The 14349-nt window shown below is 57.3% G+C and carries 12 protein-coding genes, 1 tRNA gene and 2 pseudogenes; 10 read left to right on the plus strand and 5 right to left on the minus strand.

Annotated elements, in window-relative coordinates:
• Positions 1–2 precede the first annotated feature (2 nt).
• Positions 3–1403: a metallophosphoesterase family protein gene (locus tag BMW84_RS01760; RefSeq protein WP_091063791.1), complete on the plus strand. Its 1401-nt coding sequence runs from the start codon at positions 3–5 to the stop codon at positions 1401–1403.
• Between the two features lie 98 nt (positions 1404–1501).
• Positions 1502–4690, plus strand: coding sequence for an AAA family ATPase (locus tag BMW84_RS01765; RefSeq protein ID WP_091063794.1), 3189 nt, complete (start codon positions 1502–1504; stop codon positions 4688–4690).
• A 502-nt stretch (positions 4691–5192) separates the two neighbouring features.
• Here the strand turns inward: BMW84_RS01765 and BMW84_RS01770 are convergent.
• Positions 5193–6191: pseudogene (locus BMW84_RS01770) on the minus strand (hypothetical protein); the annotation flags it as partial.
• 211 nt (positions 6192–6402) lie between these two features.
• On the opposite strand from BMW84_RS01770, the gene BMW84_RS01775 reads away from it, so the two are divergent.
• The 3 genes from BMW84_RS01775 to BMW84_RS01785 all read left to right on the plus strand — a co-directional run bounded on the left by BMW84_RS01775 (position 6403) and on the right by BMW84_RS01785 (position 7724).
• A complete protein-coding gene (locus BMW84_RS01775) occupies positions 6403–6975 on the plus strand; it encodes a xanthine phosphoribosyltransferase (RefSeq protein ID WP_091063796.1) in 573 nt (190 codons plus the stop codon).
• Between the two features lie 107 nt (positions 6976–7082).
• Positions 7083–7400 carry a hypothetical protein gene (locus BMW84_RS01780; RefSeq protein WP_091063798.1) on the plus strand — a complete coding sequence of 106 codons (318 nt, stop codon included), beginning with the start codon at positions 7083–7085 and terminating at the stop codon, positions 7398–7400.
• Positions 7401–7505: 105 nt separating this feature from the next.
• Positions 7506–7724 carry a hypothetical protein gene (locus tag BMW84_RS01785; RefSeq protein ID WP_091063800.1) on the plus strand — a complete coding sequence of 73 codons (219 nt, stop codon included), beginning with the start codon at positions 7506–7508 and terminating at the stop codon, positions 7722–7724.
• Between the two features lie 52 nt (positions 7725–7776).
• On the opposite strand, the gene BMW84_RS01790 is transcribed toward BMW84_RS01785, so the two are convergent.
• Complete coding sequence (locus BMW84_RS01790) at positions 7777–8232, minus strand: YhjD family protein (protein WP_091063802.1); 456 nt, start codon at positions 8230–8232, stop codon at positions 7777–7779.
• Between the two features lie 189 nt (positions 8233–8421).
• Here BMW84_RS01790 and BMW84_RS01795 point away from each other — a divergent pair.
• Positions 8422–8506 (plus strand) — tRNA-Leu (locus tag BMW84_RS01795).
• A gap of 128 nt (positions 8507–8634) precedes the next feature.
• Positions 8635–9460, plus strand: a pseudogene (locus BMW84_RS01800) (MBL fold metallo-hydrolase).
• Between the two features lie 59 nt (positions 9461–9519).
• Here the strand turns inward: BMW84_RS01800 and BMW84_RS01805 are convergent.
• The gene (locus BMW84_RS01805; protein ID WP_091063804.1) at positions 9520–10365 is read right to left on the minus strand and encodes an SDR family oxidoreductase; all 846 of its coding nucleotides are present in this window, start codon (positions 10363–10365) and stop codon (positions 9520–9522) included.
• Between the two features lie 95 nt (positions 10366–10460).
• Between BMW84_RS01805 and BMW84_RS01810 the strand changes: the two genes are divergently transcribed.
• Positions 10461–10877, plus strand: a complete 417-nt coding sequence (locus BMW84_RS01810) for a MerR family transcriptional regulator (RefSeq protein ID WP_091063806.1) — start codon at positions 10461–10463, stop codon at positions 10875–10877.
• Between the two features lie 30 nt (positions 10878–10907).
• Here BMW84_RS01810 and BMW84_RS01815 read toward each other — a convergent pair whose 3' ends face one another.
• The gene (locus BMW84_RS01815; RefSeq protein ID WP_091063809.1) at positions 10908–11666 is read right to left on the minus strand and encodes a 4Fe-4S binding protein; all 759 of its coding nucleotides are present in this window, start codon (positions 11664–11666) and stop codon (positions 10908–10910) included.
• 136 nt (positions 11667–11802) lie between these two features.
• Between BMW84_RS01815 and BMW84_RS01820 the strand changes: the two genes are divergently transcribed.
• Positions 11803–12366: a PadR family transcriptional regulator gene (locus BMW84_RS01820; protein ID WP_091063811.1), complete on the plus strand. Its 564-nt coding sequence runs from the start codon at positions 11803–11805 to the stop codon at positions 12364–12366.
• A gap of 120 nt (positions 12367–12486) precedes the next feature.
• Here BMW84_RS01820 and BMW84_RS01825 read toward each other — a convergent pair whose 3' ends face one another.
• Positions 12487–12855, minus strand: coding sequence for a VOC family protein (locus BMW84_RS01825; RefSeq protein ID WP_091063813.1), 369 nt, complete (start codon positions 12853–12855; stop codon positions 12487–12489).
• Between the two features lie 193 nt (positions 12856–13048).
• Here BMW84_RS01825 and BMW84_RS01830 point away from each other — a divergent pair, with 193 nt between their 5' ends.
• Positions 13049–14227: a serine hydrolase domain-containing protein gene (locus tag BMW84_RS01830; protein WP_091063816.1), complete on the plus strand. Its 1179-nt coding sequence runs from the start codon at positions 13049–13051 to the stop codon at positions 14225–14227.
• The last annotated feature ends 122 nt before the right edge of the window (positions 14228–14349 follow it).

The following is a 14349-nucleotide window of genomic DNA, read 5'->3' on the forward strand; positions in this document are numbered from 1 at the left end:
ATATGATTCCTTTCCGATTCCTTCATGCCGCGGATTTGCATCTGGACAGCCGGTTTGCCGGTATGTCCCAGGTTTCGCCTTCGGTCCGCTCTTATTTGCGGGAATCCGCCTTTGCCGCCCTCGGGCGGCTTGTCGGCGTTGCCGTCTCCGAGCGGGTCGATTTTGTCGTCATCAGCGGCGACGTGTATGACGTTTCGGACGCCTCGCTGCAAGGTCAGCTCCGGTTCCGGGAAGCGCTGGAGCAATTCGACCGGGAAGGGATCCCGGTCTACCTGATCCACGGGAACCATGATCCGCTGGACGGACCGCGGCTGAAGACGCCGTATCCGCCTTCGGTCACCGTATTCGGAGCGGACGAGCCGGGGCGGACCATTGCCCGCCGCCGCAGCGACGGCCAGGAAGTGGCAGTGATCAGCGGCATTTCGTATCCGACCATGAAAGTTACGGACAATACGGCGCTGAAATTCAGCCGGTTGCCGGGCAGCGGGCTTTATCACATCGCGATGCTTCACGCCAACGTCGGCGGCGATCCGCAGCATGAGACGTATTCGCCTTGCACCTTGGGCGATCTGATCGGCCGGGACTATGATTATTGGGCGCTGGGGCATATCCATAAACGCGAGGTGCTGCATGAACGGCCGTGGATCGTATATCCCGGCAACATTCAGGGGCGCAGCGTGAAAGAGACGGGAGCCAAGGGCTGCTACATCGTCGATGTCGATGAAGGCGGGTTCGCGCAGCTTCGCTTCCATGAACTGGACAGCGTACGCTGGATGATCCGGGAGCTTCCGGTGGACGGCTTCACCCGTGAAGAGGAATGGATCGGAGCGGTGGAGCGGGAGATTGAAACGCTGCGGGACGAGCATCCCCGCTTATTCACGGCGGTACGTTTCCGCTTGACGGGCCGCGGCGAACTTCACCGGCTGCTGTCTGAACAAAGCGTGGTGGACGATCTGCTTGCCGAGCTGCGCCGCCGGGAGGTTGTTCGCGCCGAGCAGGGCCAATATGCCGGTCTAGTCTGGGTGGAAGGCTTCGCCGTGGAGTCCGGTTTGCCGTTTGACCGGGAACGGCTGCTGGAGGAAGACAGCTTTCTCGGCGAATTGTTGCGGTATACCGGGGCAAGTGCCGGCGCTGCAACGGATCTAGACGACCTGCTCGGCGCGGCAATGAAGCCGCTGCTGGAGAACCGGGAGCTGCGTGCACTGCTCTCATCTGTAACGGCCGAGGAGAAACGCAACTGGTTGTCCCAAGCCGCAGAGCTTGCGGTCGCTTTGCTGGGCGATGCGGGGACCGGCGGAATGCTGCCGGAGGAAGCAGGAGTGTTGAGGGGCAGAGACATGGATAGGTTTGGGGACAACCGCACGGCGGACGATGAAGAAGAGACAGCGGAGGAAGCCGGTTAAAGCCGCGAAGGCATCACGCAGTGGACATAACCCGGATTCAGGAGCAAGATCTAGAACTTGTAAGCAATACCTATGGACACGGCGCGGGAGGAAGCGGAATGAACATCACGCAATTGCATATCGGCGGCTTCGGCCGCCTCCACGACCGCGAGCTGGAGCTGGGCGAAGGCGTGACGGTGCTGTATGGGCGGAATGAAGCCGGAAAAAGCACAACGCTGCAGTTTATCCGCGCCATGCTCTACGGCATTCCGGGACGGAGCCACCCGGCGGAGCGCGGCGAGCCGCTGCATGGCGGTCAGCATGGCGGAAAGATTAGGATCCAGGATAAGAACGGCATAGAGTGGAGTATCCGCCGCTACGCTGCGGGGAGCGAAGGCGGCCGCGGCGAGCGGCTGAGCATCGTGCTGGTTTACCCGGACGGACGGATCGAGGAAGCGTCCCAGGAAGACCTGGAGCGCCGTCTGCTTGGCGGAATCTCGCGCAGCATGTTCCGCCAGCTGTTTGCGGTAACGCTGGATGAATTGCAGGAGCTGGGCACGCTGCAGTCGGAGGAACTCGGCGGCTATTTGCTGCACGCCGGCATGGGCGGCGGCAGTGCGATTCTGCGCGCCGAGCGCAAGCTGGTACAGGACGCAGACAAGCTGTACAAGCCGCGCGGAAAGGTGCAGGAAGCGGCCAAGCAGCTCCAGGCGATCGAACGGCTGGAGCGGGAGGCGGCGGAAAGCCGCTCTTACCTCCCAAGGTACATCGAAACGTCTGCGGCACTGGAAGCCGTTGAAGAACGGATACGCCGTCTGGAAACGGAGCGGCTGAAGGCCGAAGCGGACCGCAGGTTGCGGCGCAAAGCGCTGGAGATCCGGGAGCTGTGGCTGAAATGGAAGCAAGACTGTCTGGAGCTGGACGGACTGCCCGTCATCGGCGCTTTTCCGGAGGACGGCGCTGCCCGCTGGCAAAGGCTGGAGTCGGACATCCAGAACAACGACAGCGCGCTCTTCCGGTTAGAGCGGCTGCTCGAAGCGCTTCAGGCGGAATGGACGGCGCTTCAGCCGGATGAGCGGCTGGAAGCGCAGGGACCGCTGCTGGAGAATCTGGACCGGCGGCGGGGCGTGTACGAGGAACGCAGCGCCGAACGCCAGCGGCTCGGCGGCGAGCTGTCGGCACTGCGCGAGCATCTGCAGGCCGTGCTGCGCGGTATCGGCGAGGCCTGGGGACGGGCCGAGCTGGAGCGCTTCTCCGGCGCGGCGGCGGACCGTGAAGCCGCGCGGCGGTTTGCCGCAGAATTCGCCGCGTACGACCGGCGGATAGAGACCCGGGAAGCGGAGCGGCAGCAGCTCCGCTCCGGCCTTGCGGCCGCCGGCGCCGCGCTGCAGGCGGCCGAGCGGGCGCTCGCGCGCGAACACGGCGCGAGCGAGTTCGCGGGCCTGGCGGCACGCAGCCCGCGGGAGGTGCTGCAGCTCTGGGACGAGCTGCAGCTGGCCGCCGAGCGCTGGCGCGAAGCGCAGCTCGGCGAAGGCGCCGGGGCCGGGGCCGGCCGCCCCGGCGGGAACCCGCGCAGGCGCGCTGCGCTCCTGCGCGTCCTGGCGGCGGCCGCAGCGCTGACGGTGCTGCTGCCCGCCGCCCTGTGGCTGACCGGCGCTGCGCCGGTCAGCTACGGGTCCGCGTTCGGCGTGCTCGCCGCCGCGGACCTGGGGCTGTGGGCCGCTCTGCGCGCTGCGCGCAGAGCGGAGAGCTCCCCGCCGCGGGGAGGCGGGGAAGCGGAAGCCGCCGCCGCGGAGATGCGGCGGCTGCAGGGGCTGCTGCTCTCCGGCGCGGAGCCGGAGAGCGTACGGCGCCGGGCCCCGGCAAGCCCGGCGGCGGATGGGCTGGAGGCCGGGATGAAAGAGCTGCGGCGCATTATGGACGCCTGGAACCCGTGGCGCCAGCGAATGGAGCAGCTCGCGGCGGAGGCGGAAGCCTGCCGCACGACGCTGCAGTCACTGCAGGCGCAGGAGCGCGGGCTGCACGTGGAGATGGAGCGCGCCGAAGCGGAGTTCGAGGCGTTGTCCGCCCGGTATGAAGAGTGGCTGCAGGAGCGGCGGCTGCCGGAAGGCATTTCCCCGGAGGGGCTGCCGGATATTTTCGCCCGGGTGGAGCAGGGCAAGGAGCTGCTGCGCCAGGAGCGTAAAATCAGCGGACGGCTGGCGGAATTGACTGCCGAATGCGCGGCGTATGAAGGCGAAATATTTAAGCTGATGACGGACGCCGGTGCTACAGCGGCCGGCCCGGAAAATCCGGAAATGTCCACGATGAACATGGATTCCCCGCTTCTCCTTGGCTGGCTGCAGCAGCGTATGCGCGAATGGGACAACCAGAAGAAAACGCAGCTGCGCCGGGAGAGCATCGCCGCCAGGCTGCAGGAAGTGAACGAAGAGCTGGCTGAAGGCCGGCGTTTGCAGGAACGCCTGCAGGAACGGAGCCGCGAGCTGCTGACCGAAGGCGGCGCCGCTAACGGCGAAGAGTTTTTGCGCCGGGCCGCTGCCTCTGTCCGCTCGGCCGAGCTGATCCGTTCGATCCGTGAGCGGGAGCTGGCGATGGCCAGCGGCTGGGAGCAGGAAGCTTTGGCAGAGGTGCGCCGCCTGCTCGAAGAGCATGATGCCTATGCGATCGAACAAGCAGCGGCCGCCGCCGATGCGGATGCTGCCGCCGTCGAAGCCGCACGGCAAGAAGTGCTGGAGCAGCGCGGCAAACTGCTGCGCGATCTGGAGTACTTGAAGGAGCGTTGCGCCGAAGATACGGCACTTCAGCAGCTGGAGGAGCAGCGGACCGGATTGCGTCAGCTGGCGGAGCAGTATATCGTCACTTCGCTTACGGCCGAGCTGATCCGGCGGACCCGACGAATTTATGAGCAGGAGAAGCAGCCGCAGGTCATCAAGACCGCCTCTGCGTACTTCTCCAGGCTGACCGGCGGCGAATACGGCCGGATTGTCATGACGCTGTGGCAGAAGGAGCTGAAAGCCGAGCATCGGGAGCTGGGGCTGATCGACAGCGCCAGATTAAGCCGGGGAACGGCGGAGCAGCTGTATCTGGCGCTTCGCTTGGCTTTGGCGGGAACCTTGCACGGAACCGCCTCGCTGCCGCTCCTGCTGGATGACCTGTTCGTCAATTTCGATGACCGCCGTCTCCGGGCGGTGTTGGAGCTGCTTGGCGATCTGTCAGCGGACCGGCAGATCGTCATGATGACCTGTCACAACCATGTTGCCGAAGCGGCGAAATCTATGATCCCGCAGGCAAAGATCGTCGCTGTATAATACCAACCTGGCACGGCTTCATGATCCGAAATTGCGGATCATGAAGCTTTTTGCTGTCCGCGATAAAGTTTATAGGCTTTTTACAGCTTTAAAACCCGGGCGGGCAACTTTTGGATGGAGAACATGGGAGTTTCCGTTTTAGGCTTCGCGTCTATTTCCCGTTAATCCGTACCAGAGGCGCACGCGGAGCGGCGGGAGGCGTGGGCGGGGCCGAAGGCCGAAGAAACGGGCTAAGGTTCGATGGGTTTGACAGCAACCCCAGCGGATCTCTCTTGCTGCCCACTGATATTTCCGTTGCCGAGCCATTCTCTGCTTCCGTACGTTGCACGGTTCCGGGTATCTCTATTTCGTTTTCCTCGTCCGGTGCCTGTTCTTCCGCATGTCGGGCCATGGTCAGCGAAGCCGTGTAAATGGTTCGGGATGATGTCCGAGCGAGGGGCTCCGGCGAAGTCTTGCCGCCCTCCCTGGCCGGCGGGACCGGCGTCCGCAGCAGCATCACCGCCCAGACCATCGACAGCGCACCAAAGATCGGGTACAGGATCGACAGCAGCGAGCTGAAGCCGAACTGGCTTAGCAAGTAACAGACAAGCATGAGGAGCGGCAGGACCAGGGCAGGGGCGACCGGCAGGCGCTGGCGGAGCTGCTCCCCGACGCCAAATATATCGGCGACAAAGGTGCTGAAGATTTCCAGGAAAATCAGCAGAAGATAGATAGTCTGTACGATAACGCCGAGCCGGAAGGCGACGCTGCCCATCGGAATTTCAAAGCTTAAAATATCGGGCAACTGAGAGCTCATCGCAAAATGAGCGGCGAGCAGCATAAATCCGATGCCGATCCCGCCAAGAATACCGCCGCGGACCAGTGCGCGTTCATCATCGGTATGCCGGGCCAGCGGCACCAGCACCGCCTGTGCCATCCCCAGATTAAAGGCGGTATACAGCAGCGGCGAAAGCCATGCGCCGAATGGGCTTGCGTCCGTATCAATAAACAAAAAATGCCCGGAGCCCGGAAGGCCCAGCGTATTAAAAATGATAATAAACGACAACGTAAGCATTAAAGGCACAACCATGCTGTTCAGATGGAGCACGCCGGAAATCCCTTTTTTCAGTAGGAAATAGGAACCGACAATCGTGATAAGCAATCCCGCCTGATACGGCATCCCAAGATGTTCCTGAAAAATGGCGCCGGCGCCGGCTAACATAATGCTGTTGACCCCGATCAGAATGAGCATGGTGAACAAACTGATGCTGCTGCCGATTTTTTCGCCGAACAGATGGCGGTTAAAATCCTCGTAGGACTCCGCTTCGACTCGCCGGGCGATGATCAGCATTTTGGTGCCCAGCCACACGAAAAGTATGGCGGAGAGCATGATCGTGAACAGGGCAAACTGGCCGTAACGGGTGAAAAAGCGAAGGATTTCCTGTCCGGTCGCAAAGCCTGCTCCCACAATGGTCCCGATATACGTAAAGGCGATTTGCAAGGTACGGACATGAGTTTTCATGGGTTCCCTCCTATAATACCTCCACAACGTGGAGCTTTGGCTTCGAAGCATTCCCAGGTATTTTCTTCGGGATCCAGATGTGGACCGTTCGTAAGATTGCCCAGCGCAATGCCTTGTGCAGTCCATATAGTACAGGTTATGATGAGGAGCAGAAGGACATGACTTCCCGAGGTGGAGGTCAGGTTAAATAGGGTATTGGAGGGTCTTAGTCATGGAAGTATTGAAACAGCGGATTTTGCAGGAAGGTGTCGTCTTGTCGGACCAGGTGCTGAAGCTGGATGCACTGCTGAACCACCAGGTGGATCCCGGATTGACGATGGAAATGGGCCGGGAGTTTGCCCGCAGATTTGAAGGCGCCGGCGTGACGCGAATCGTTACCGTCGAATCCTCCGGCATTCCCGCAGCTTTTGCCACGGCCGTCGAAATGAACGTGCCGCTGGTGTTCGCCCGCCGCAAAAAAACGCTGCTGGCCGATCCCGATGCATACTGCGAACGGGTGCCTTCCTTTACAAAAGGGATCGTAACGGATATTATGCTCTCCCGCGACTTCATCTCTGCGGAAGACAAGGTGCTGTTCATTGACGATATCATTGCCAACGGCGATGCGGCCCGCGGACTGATCAAGATCATCCAGCGCTCCGGTGCGGAGCTGGTCGGGCTTGGCGTCGTTGTCGAGAAGAGCTTCCAGCCCGGAGCCCGCGCGATCCGCGAGCAAGGCGTACGCCTCGAGCCGCTCGTCCGGATCAAATCGCTCAGCGGCGGGACCATCGAGTTCGAAGATTAAACAAAATGTGACTATACTAGGAACATTGCCTAATTTTGAAATACTGCTTTTCACCCCATTACTTTTCCCGTATAATGAAAATCAGATATAGGAGAGGAGGCGTCACAATGGGGAAAGAACCGGTGACAGAGCAATTTTTTATTGATAAATTGACCGAGGCCAAGGATCATTTCGAGCGTGCGCTGGATTGCAAACATACGGAGTTCGACGATCTGTATCCCTATATGATTGAACATCCTCAATTCTTCTGGTACAAACGTTATGTGGCGTGGTCCGAGCTGCTGACGATCAAAGGATTGTGCGAAGAGCTTGAGTTCAATTGGAAAGAAAGCTTTACCGCCAACCAGGTGGAGTATTTGGAGCAACGCGTAATGTCCGCCAAAGTTCTTGATTTCTGGTTCGAGAAGAACGAAGCGCTGATATAAGAAGTTTCCAGAAGTTCCACAAGCACATGCAAGACCCGGATGCCTTGGGCATTTGGGTCTTTTTCTCTGATAGGGTATGATGAAAGAATGAAGGAGGGAGCAGTCATGATTAGCGATGAGGAACTGGATGCCTACCGACAATCCGGAGAGAAAATCCGTGTCGTGCGCGATGCGCTGGAAAGCAACGACGTCAGGGGCATTGTTCTGGCCTGGGACGATACGCAAGTGATGATACGCCGGCCGAACAAACGGGTGGTCAAACTCGACCGTAATTACATTTACCAGCCATATGCCGAACCGCGGCAAACGCCAGAGCAAATCTGACAGGGACCCGCATACAAAAAAAGGACCTTCCGCGGGGAAGGTCCTTTCGTGATTAAAACGACAATGCCAGTTGTTCGGGCTGTCCGCTTGTGCCCGGGAAAACAGCAAGCTCGGAGGAGAGGCCCAGATAGGCGCGCATGCGTACCATCATCTCGCTGCGGAAACCGTTCCAGGCGATGTTGAACTCGCCGGCCGTGCCTCGGCAGTTGTATTTAACCTCTACGCCTCGTTCATCTTGACGCATGTTGGTGACCTTCAGGCGATGGTCACCAAGTTCACGGGTTACCTCTTGAAGCATTACGGAGGTACGTTTGGCTGCACCTGAGATCAGCTCTGTATAGAGCTGGGGCGTCTTAAACAATCCGCTCTTGCCGATGACGCGGCAATCGCGTTCGAATACTTTATGGATAAACGTTAGCAGCAGGTAGCTTCGGACCAGCGTCAGTTCGTCAGGGGTTATATCGGAAACAGGTGTCGTGTTCGGCTTTGTCTTCAGTAGGGTCGCCATAATAATCACCTCGTTTATATAATGCGAACTTCTGTTCTTATTATACCTCCGGAATGTATTGGAAAGCAATTCATTTACAGTAATTTTTGAAATAAAAATAATAAAATAAAAAAACGGAAAAGTCTTGACTCAATTTTGCATGCATGATATGATCTTTCTTGTGACCGCGATAAGCGGAAACAAAAATATGCGGTCGTGGCGGAATTGGCAGACGCGCACGGTTCAGGTCCGTGTGGGCTAACCCCCCGTGGAGGTTCGAGTCCTCTCGACCGCATTCTCTTAGATCAGATCGCCCGTCGCTGCTTAGGCAGCGGCGGGCTTTTTTGTTGCGGCCATTTTTTCATAAACCTTGCAGGTTTAGTCCACGCTATAACCGGATCGAAGATTATCCGGAAAGAGGTGCTGGACATGGGAATGGCCTACGGCAGCGATTATCACGGGCTGCCCGTAACTTCCGTTCGTAATGGTAAAGGAATCGAGGTGGCGCCCGACCTGTTCCAATTGACGGTGCAAATCGTCAATGTCGTATTCGTCGGCGAGCCGAATCGCGGAGATTGGGTAATGGTGGACGCCGGAATGCCAAACAAGGCCGATGAAATTATTGAAGCTGCGGAGGAACGGTTTGGTACAGGCCATCCACCGAAGGCAATTGTTCTGACCCACGGTCATTTTGATCATGTCGGTTCGATTATCGAATGCAGCGGCCACTGGAATGTGGATGTTTTTGCCCATGAAGCCGAATTTCCCTATTTAACGGGAAAAAGAGCGTACATGACTCCGGACCCTTCGGCGGCTCCGGGGCTGGTCGCCAAAATGTCCCCATGGTTCCCGAATGAGCCCATTCAACTCGGCAACCGGCTTCAAGTGCTCCCGGCGGACGGCTCCGTTCCGTACCTGCCGGGCTGGAGATGGCTTTTGACCGGCGGACATACGCCGGGCCATGTTTCGCTGTTCAAGGATGAATCCCGCTCGCTTATTGCCGGCGATGCCTTCGTTACGGTGAAACAGGAATCCATCTATAAGGTGTTTATGCAAGAGCTCGAATTCAGCGGTCCGCCTAAGTATTTCACTCCAGACTGGAAGGCTGCCAAAGCTTCCGTTCTGAAGCTCGCCGGGTTAAATCGAGATTGCGGTCACGGGTCACGGGCAACCGGCAGGGGGCGAAGTCTTAAAGAAGGGTTTACAAGCATTGGCAGATCATTTTGGTTCCATAGCTCTGCCTGATTAGGCAAAAAAGGTGTGCGGCATCATGCCGCACACCTTTTTTGTCGTAGACGCCTTGCATGCTTAAACGAAATAATGGCCTTGCTCAAGATCGGCGATGAGGCCGGGCTGCACCGGCTCCCAGCCCAGCAGCGCCTGCGTCTGCCGGCTCGTTTGCGGAATGCCGTACAATCCGCTGAGATCCAAGGCAGCAATGGGGCCGAGGAAGCCGAAATGGCCGGCAGCCTCATCCGCAGTGAGACTTTGCGCCGGCACTTCTAAATGGCGGCCGATGGTTTCGGCAATCTCGCGCAGCGGAATGCCCTCGTCCCCGGCGCCCATGAGCCGCGAGCCCGCCGGAGCGGATTCCAGCGCCAGACGGTACAGAACCGCCGCATCTAGTCGGTGCACCGCCGGCCAGCGGTTTGTGCCGTCGCCGATGTAGGCCGCGAAGCCTTTGTCCCGGGCGATATGAATCATCATCGGCACAAACCCCCTGTCGCCTTCGCCGTGCACGGAAGGCGCAAGCGACACCACCGCAGAGCGCACTCCGCGGCCGGATAGCGCAATTACAGCGGCGTTCACGGCTTCCCCGTTGGCGTGAGATGTGGTGATGAATGGTTTGCCGCTGCCTTCCAGCGCTTCGCCGATCGCTTCAACCGCGCCCATATCCAGTGCAAGTGCGCCTTCAAAGTCTGAGAAATCATTGGTGAATGCCAGATGAATGACGCCGTCCGCGGCTGCGGCCGCGGCGCGCAGCGTTTCGAGATCGGTAAGCGTGCCGTTAAGCGCCTCAGCCCCCGCTTCTTTTAGTTTGGCCGCGCCTTCCTCCGACCGGAAAAGACCCGTAACGGTATGTCCTGCGCCGATCAGCTCCCGCACGACGGCTGAACCGATATAACCTGTTGCTCCTGTAACAAAAACATGCATCCTTATTTCCTCCTTTATGGGTTGACTGCTTGAACCCCTTAAGCATAAACTATGAAGTGAACTCTAGGGCAAGCGCTCCAAAGGAGAAATCATCAATGAAAATTCAGGAACTGGCGGACAAGATGGGTCTGACCATCCACACCATCCGTTATTACGAAAAAGAGGGCCTGCTGGATGAGCGTCATGTTACGCGGGAGCACAATAACTACCGCAGCTATTCGGATGAAGCCGTCGCACGCTTAAAGCTGATCAAGAAATTCCAGAGTATCGGCTGTTCGCTCGCCGAATTAAAGGAAGCCTTGCAGGATCACGATACCAACGCCCGCACCAATCAGCAGATTATCGAGTGGATTCTTCATAAGAAGCACGAAATCGAACGCAAGAAGGAAGAATACGACCAAATGCTGGTGACGCTGAACTGGATGCTGGAATACCGGACGCTGCTGATAAGCGATCCGCAAAAGGCGCATGTCATGTTAAAAGCGTGGCAAGAGCAGCAAAGCGGGCATTGAGAGCAAGAGGGCTTTGATGGTCCGCCGACGCTATGCCGTTTTGGAGGCGCGCCGCGGATTTTCCTTTTTGCCGAACGTTAAATGAATGGCGGAAGAAGGACAGACATCGGCGCATCCGCCGCACAAAATACACTCCGGGTTACGCATATCGTTCCGGTTGACCATAGCCGTGACTTCAATGCTCATGGGGCATTGACGCGTGCAGCGTCCGCAAGAGGTGCAGTTGGCGGGAACGGGCTGCAAATGAAGGGTCGGCAGGCGCAGCTTATCGCTGATCAGCGTACCGAAGACCATGAAGGGAGACATCCAGCAGATGGAATAACACATTCCCCGTCTGCCGATTGTCAGCGCAAGCGTTGCAATCAAAGCGACGATGGCAAAATAAGTGGCCAATCCGGGAAGGCTGCCGGCGGAAATGCCATGTTCGGTCATGTAAAAGAAGTCGACGGCGTGAAAGCCGCCGGCCGCAGCGAAGGCGCCAATGATTCCGGCGATCCACGGCGCCCACAGGAAATATTTGATCCAGCGGATGCCTTTGCGTTTGATTTTCTTATCCGCAACGAGCCGGCAGCTCTCCTGTAAGCCTCCGCCCGGGCACAGCCAGCCGCAAAATGCGCGTCCGAAGACAAGCGAAGTTCCGAACAATGCCGCGAATACGATAAAGCTGCCGGTTACGATTCCCGCGGCGCCTCCTTGAATGATCAAATAAGGCGAGAAATAAAATAATGTGACGGGAAAGAGCAGAAACGAAAGAAGCAGAAGCAGCTGACGGACTTTTTGACGCTTCATTTGCGGACATCCTTTCTTGCCGGAGAAAAAAACGGGCATCCGGCGTGGCGTTGACGTGACTATATCATGATGATATAGTTGCGTCAAGATGAAGCCGCGTGACTATTCTGTGTCAACCGAATCTAAAGGAGAACCTATGCCAAAAACCAATACTACCCAATACATTGTGCTTGGCCTTCTCGATCATGAAGCGCTCAGCGGCTACGATATTAAGAAGAGAATCGATATGATGATCAGTCATTTCTGGGATGCCGGTTATGCGCAGATCTATCCTACCTTGCGGCAGCTCGAAGCCGACGGTCTGATCGTGAAGCAATCCAGCGAAAGCTCCAAAGGGCCGGAAAAGAATATTTACGCCATTACGGAACCCGGCAAAGAAACTTTGCGGGAATGGCTTGCCATTCCGGAAACGAAAGAATACACCCGTTACGAAATTCTGCTTAAGCTCTTTTTCGGCGGCGAACTGAAGACGGAGGACAACATCCGGCGGATTGGCCTGTTTAAGGAACGGCATCAGCGGAATGTGGACCTTATCGAAATGTTCAAGCAAAATTTGCAGCCGGTGCTTGCGGAGAATGAGGACCATTTGTACTACTACTTGACGGTGCTTTTTGGCGAGGAGGTCTATGGCGCTTACTTGCGCTGGGCGGAGAAGGCGGAGACGTTGCTTAGAGAGCATGAAGAGCGGAAGCGGAGCTAAGATCAGGGGGCGGAAGCCTATTTGGCCCTTGATTCCATAAGAAAAACGCCTTTCGGCGTCCGATTGGTGATGGCGGCAGCCAGAAACGTTCATCGTTTCGGCTGCCGTTTGCTTTTGTGTTTATTTTTCCATAACCGCAAAGTAATTGTCCTCATCATCCGCGAAGTTAAACACTCTCTCCGGTATTTCAACGATTTCTCCTACCGTAACATTCTTCTCCTTCAAACCGGAATAAAGCTCATCGAACTTGTCCGTAAAAAACATGAGCGAAGGCGTTCCATAGTTCATTTCGGGATGCAGCTCAGCCACCTGCTCTTTATTGAACAGCACGATACGGGTCGCGGCGCCCGGAGGAGCGATTTCGATGCCTCTCACCGGCGCGTCGGCATTGTCGACTATCACTTCAAAGCCCAGTTTTTCAGTCCAGAACTGTTTGGATTCATCCAGATTGCTGACGTACAGCATCACTTGGCCAAGCTGATTAATCATAATTATCGCACTCCTTATTCGGAAATAGGGGAAGGGCCTTCACCAGAAGCTCATCCGACAATCAAAATGTACCTTAAAAAACGGGTCCGAGTCAAAGAAGGCTAAGCGGTATGAACTTTTTATAGCTGCCCGGCACAAACAGGTTTAGAATAATAGAGTTGAAATAAGTAACCCCACCGGGAGGAGATCATCTATGCTTTTAAGCGCGACTGCGGTTTCGCAGATCAAGGCTACACTGAAAGCGGGCATTGCCAGCGGCGAAATCGCCGGCGGTAACCTGCTGGTACTGCATAAAGGCGAGGAGATTTTGTATCACGAAGACGGCCTGGCGGATCGCGAAAAGGACATTCCGATTGCGAGAGACTCGATTTTTCGTCTGTATTCAATGACCAAACCGATGACCGCAACCGCTGTCATGATCCTGCTGGAACGCGGCCAACTCGAATTATTCGATCCGGTGAGCCGTTTTCTGCCGGGTTTTAAAAATCAATCCGTCGCCGAAGACGGACGGCTGGTGCCGGTAAAACGCGATGTCACCGTCCATGATCTGCTGCACATGGTCTCGGGGCTGGTGTATGGCGGCCATCATCAGGCCGGACGGGAGACGGAGCAGCTGTTCCAGGAGATCGACCGCAAGCTGTTGTCGGACGAGCCCATGGGTACGGTAGAGATCGCCAACCGGCTGGGCCGATGCCCGCTGTCGTTCCAGCCCGGCGCCACCTGGGAGTATGGCACGTCGGCGGATGTCCTGGGAGCGATTGTGGAAGTCGTGAGCGGCATGCGGTTCGGCGAATTTTTGCAAAAGGAATTGTTCGGACCGCTGGGCATGCAAGATACCGGCTTCTGGGTACCGGATGAGAAGCGGGGCCGCCTGGCAAAGACGTACGGAGATGACGGCAACGGCGGACTTACGCTGTATACGGGCGATCATCTCGGAATCAACCATCAGGCCAACCATGCGCCGGCTTATGAATCCGGGGGAGCGGGACTGCTCTCGACGATCGACGACAGCGCGAAGTTCGCGACGATGCTTTTGAACAAGGGCAGTCTGAATGGGATGCAAATTTTGCGTCCGCGTACGGTGGAGTATCTAACGACTGCGACGATCAACGCGCGGCAGCAGGCCGGGTTCGATAACTGGTATTCGCTGCTGGGCCACAGCTACGGCAATATGATGCGGATCATGACGGATAAGACGAAAGCCGGAATTCTCGGCGGGACCGGCGAATACGGCTGGGACGGCTGGCTCGGCGCTTACTTCGCCAACTTGCCGCAGGAAGAGCTGTCTTTCCTGTTCATGGTTCAGAAAAAGGATGCCGGAACCCTGCCGGTTACGCGCAAAATGCGCAATATTGTGCTCAGCACGCTGTGATTTTTTTGGACTTGGAGAGAATGGAAGGAAGCCTGGAGCGATCAACGTTCCGGGTTTCTTTTTTTTTGCCCTTTGACAAGGAGCAGCTGTCTCGCTATAATCATGTAGGTAAATCGTAAATA

This window comes from Paenibacillus sp. NFR01 (assembly GCF_900111565.1).
Classification (GTDB): domain Bacteria; phylum Bacillota; class Bacilli; order Paenibacillales; family Paenibacillaceae; genus Paenibacillus_AQ.

Coding starts and splice junctions, on each gene's coding strand:
- BMW84_RS01760 (WP_091063791.1), top strand. CDS start 3: ATGATTCCTTTCCGATTCCTTCATGCCGCGGATTTGCATCTGGACAGC.
- BMW84_RS01765 (WP_091063794.1), top strand. CDS start 1,502: ATGAACATCACGCAATTGCATATCGGCGGCTTCGGCCGCCTCCACGAC.
- BMW84_RS01775 (WP_091063796.1), top strand. CDS start 6,403: ATGGAAGTATTGAAACAGCGGATTTTGCAGGAAGGTGTCGTCTTGTCG.
- BMW84_RS01780 (WP_091063798.1), top strand. CDS start 7,083: ATGGGGAAAGAACCGGTGACAGAGCAATTTTTTATTGATAAATTGACC.
- BMW84_RS01785 (WP_091063800.1), top strand. CDS start 7,506: ATGATTAGCGATGAGGAACTGGATGCCTACCGACAATCCGGAGAGAAA.
- BMW84_RS01790 (WP_091063802.1), bottom strand. CDS start 8,232: ATGGCGACCCTACTGAAGACAAAGCCGAACACGACACCTGTTTCCGAT.
- BMW84_RS01805 (WP_091063804.1), bottom strand. CDS start 10,365: ATGCATGTTTTTGTTACAGGAGCAACAGGTTATATCGGTTCAGCCGTC.
- BMW84_RS01810 (WP_091063806.1), top strand. CDS start 10,461: ATGAAAATTCAGGAACTGGCGGACAAGATGGGTCTGACCATCCACACC.
- BMW84_RS01815 (WP_091063809.1), bottom strand. CDS start 11,666: ATGAAGCGTCAAAAAGTCCGTCAGCTGCTTCTGCTTCTTTCGTTTCTG.
- BMW84_RS01820 (WP_091063811.1), top strand. CDS start 11,803: ATGCCAAAAACCAATACTACCCAATACATTGTGCTTGGCCTTCTCGAT.
- BMW84_RS01825 (WP_091063813.1), bottom strand. CDS start 12,855: ATGATTAATCAGCTTGGCCAAGTGATGCTGTACGTCAGCAATCTGGAT.
- BMW84_RS01830 (WP_091063816.1), top strand. CDS start 13,049: ATGCTTTTAAGCGCGACTGCGGTTTCGCAGATCAAGGCTACACTGAAA.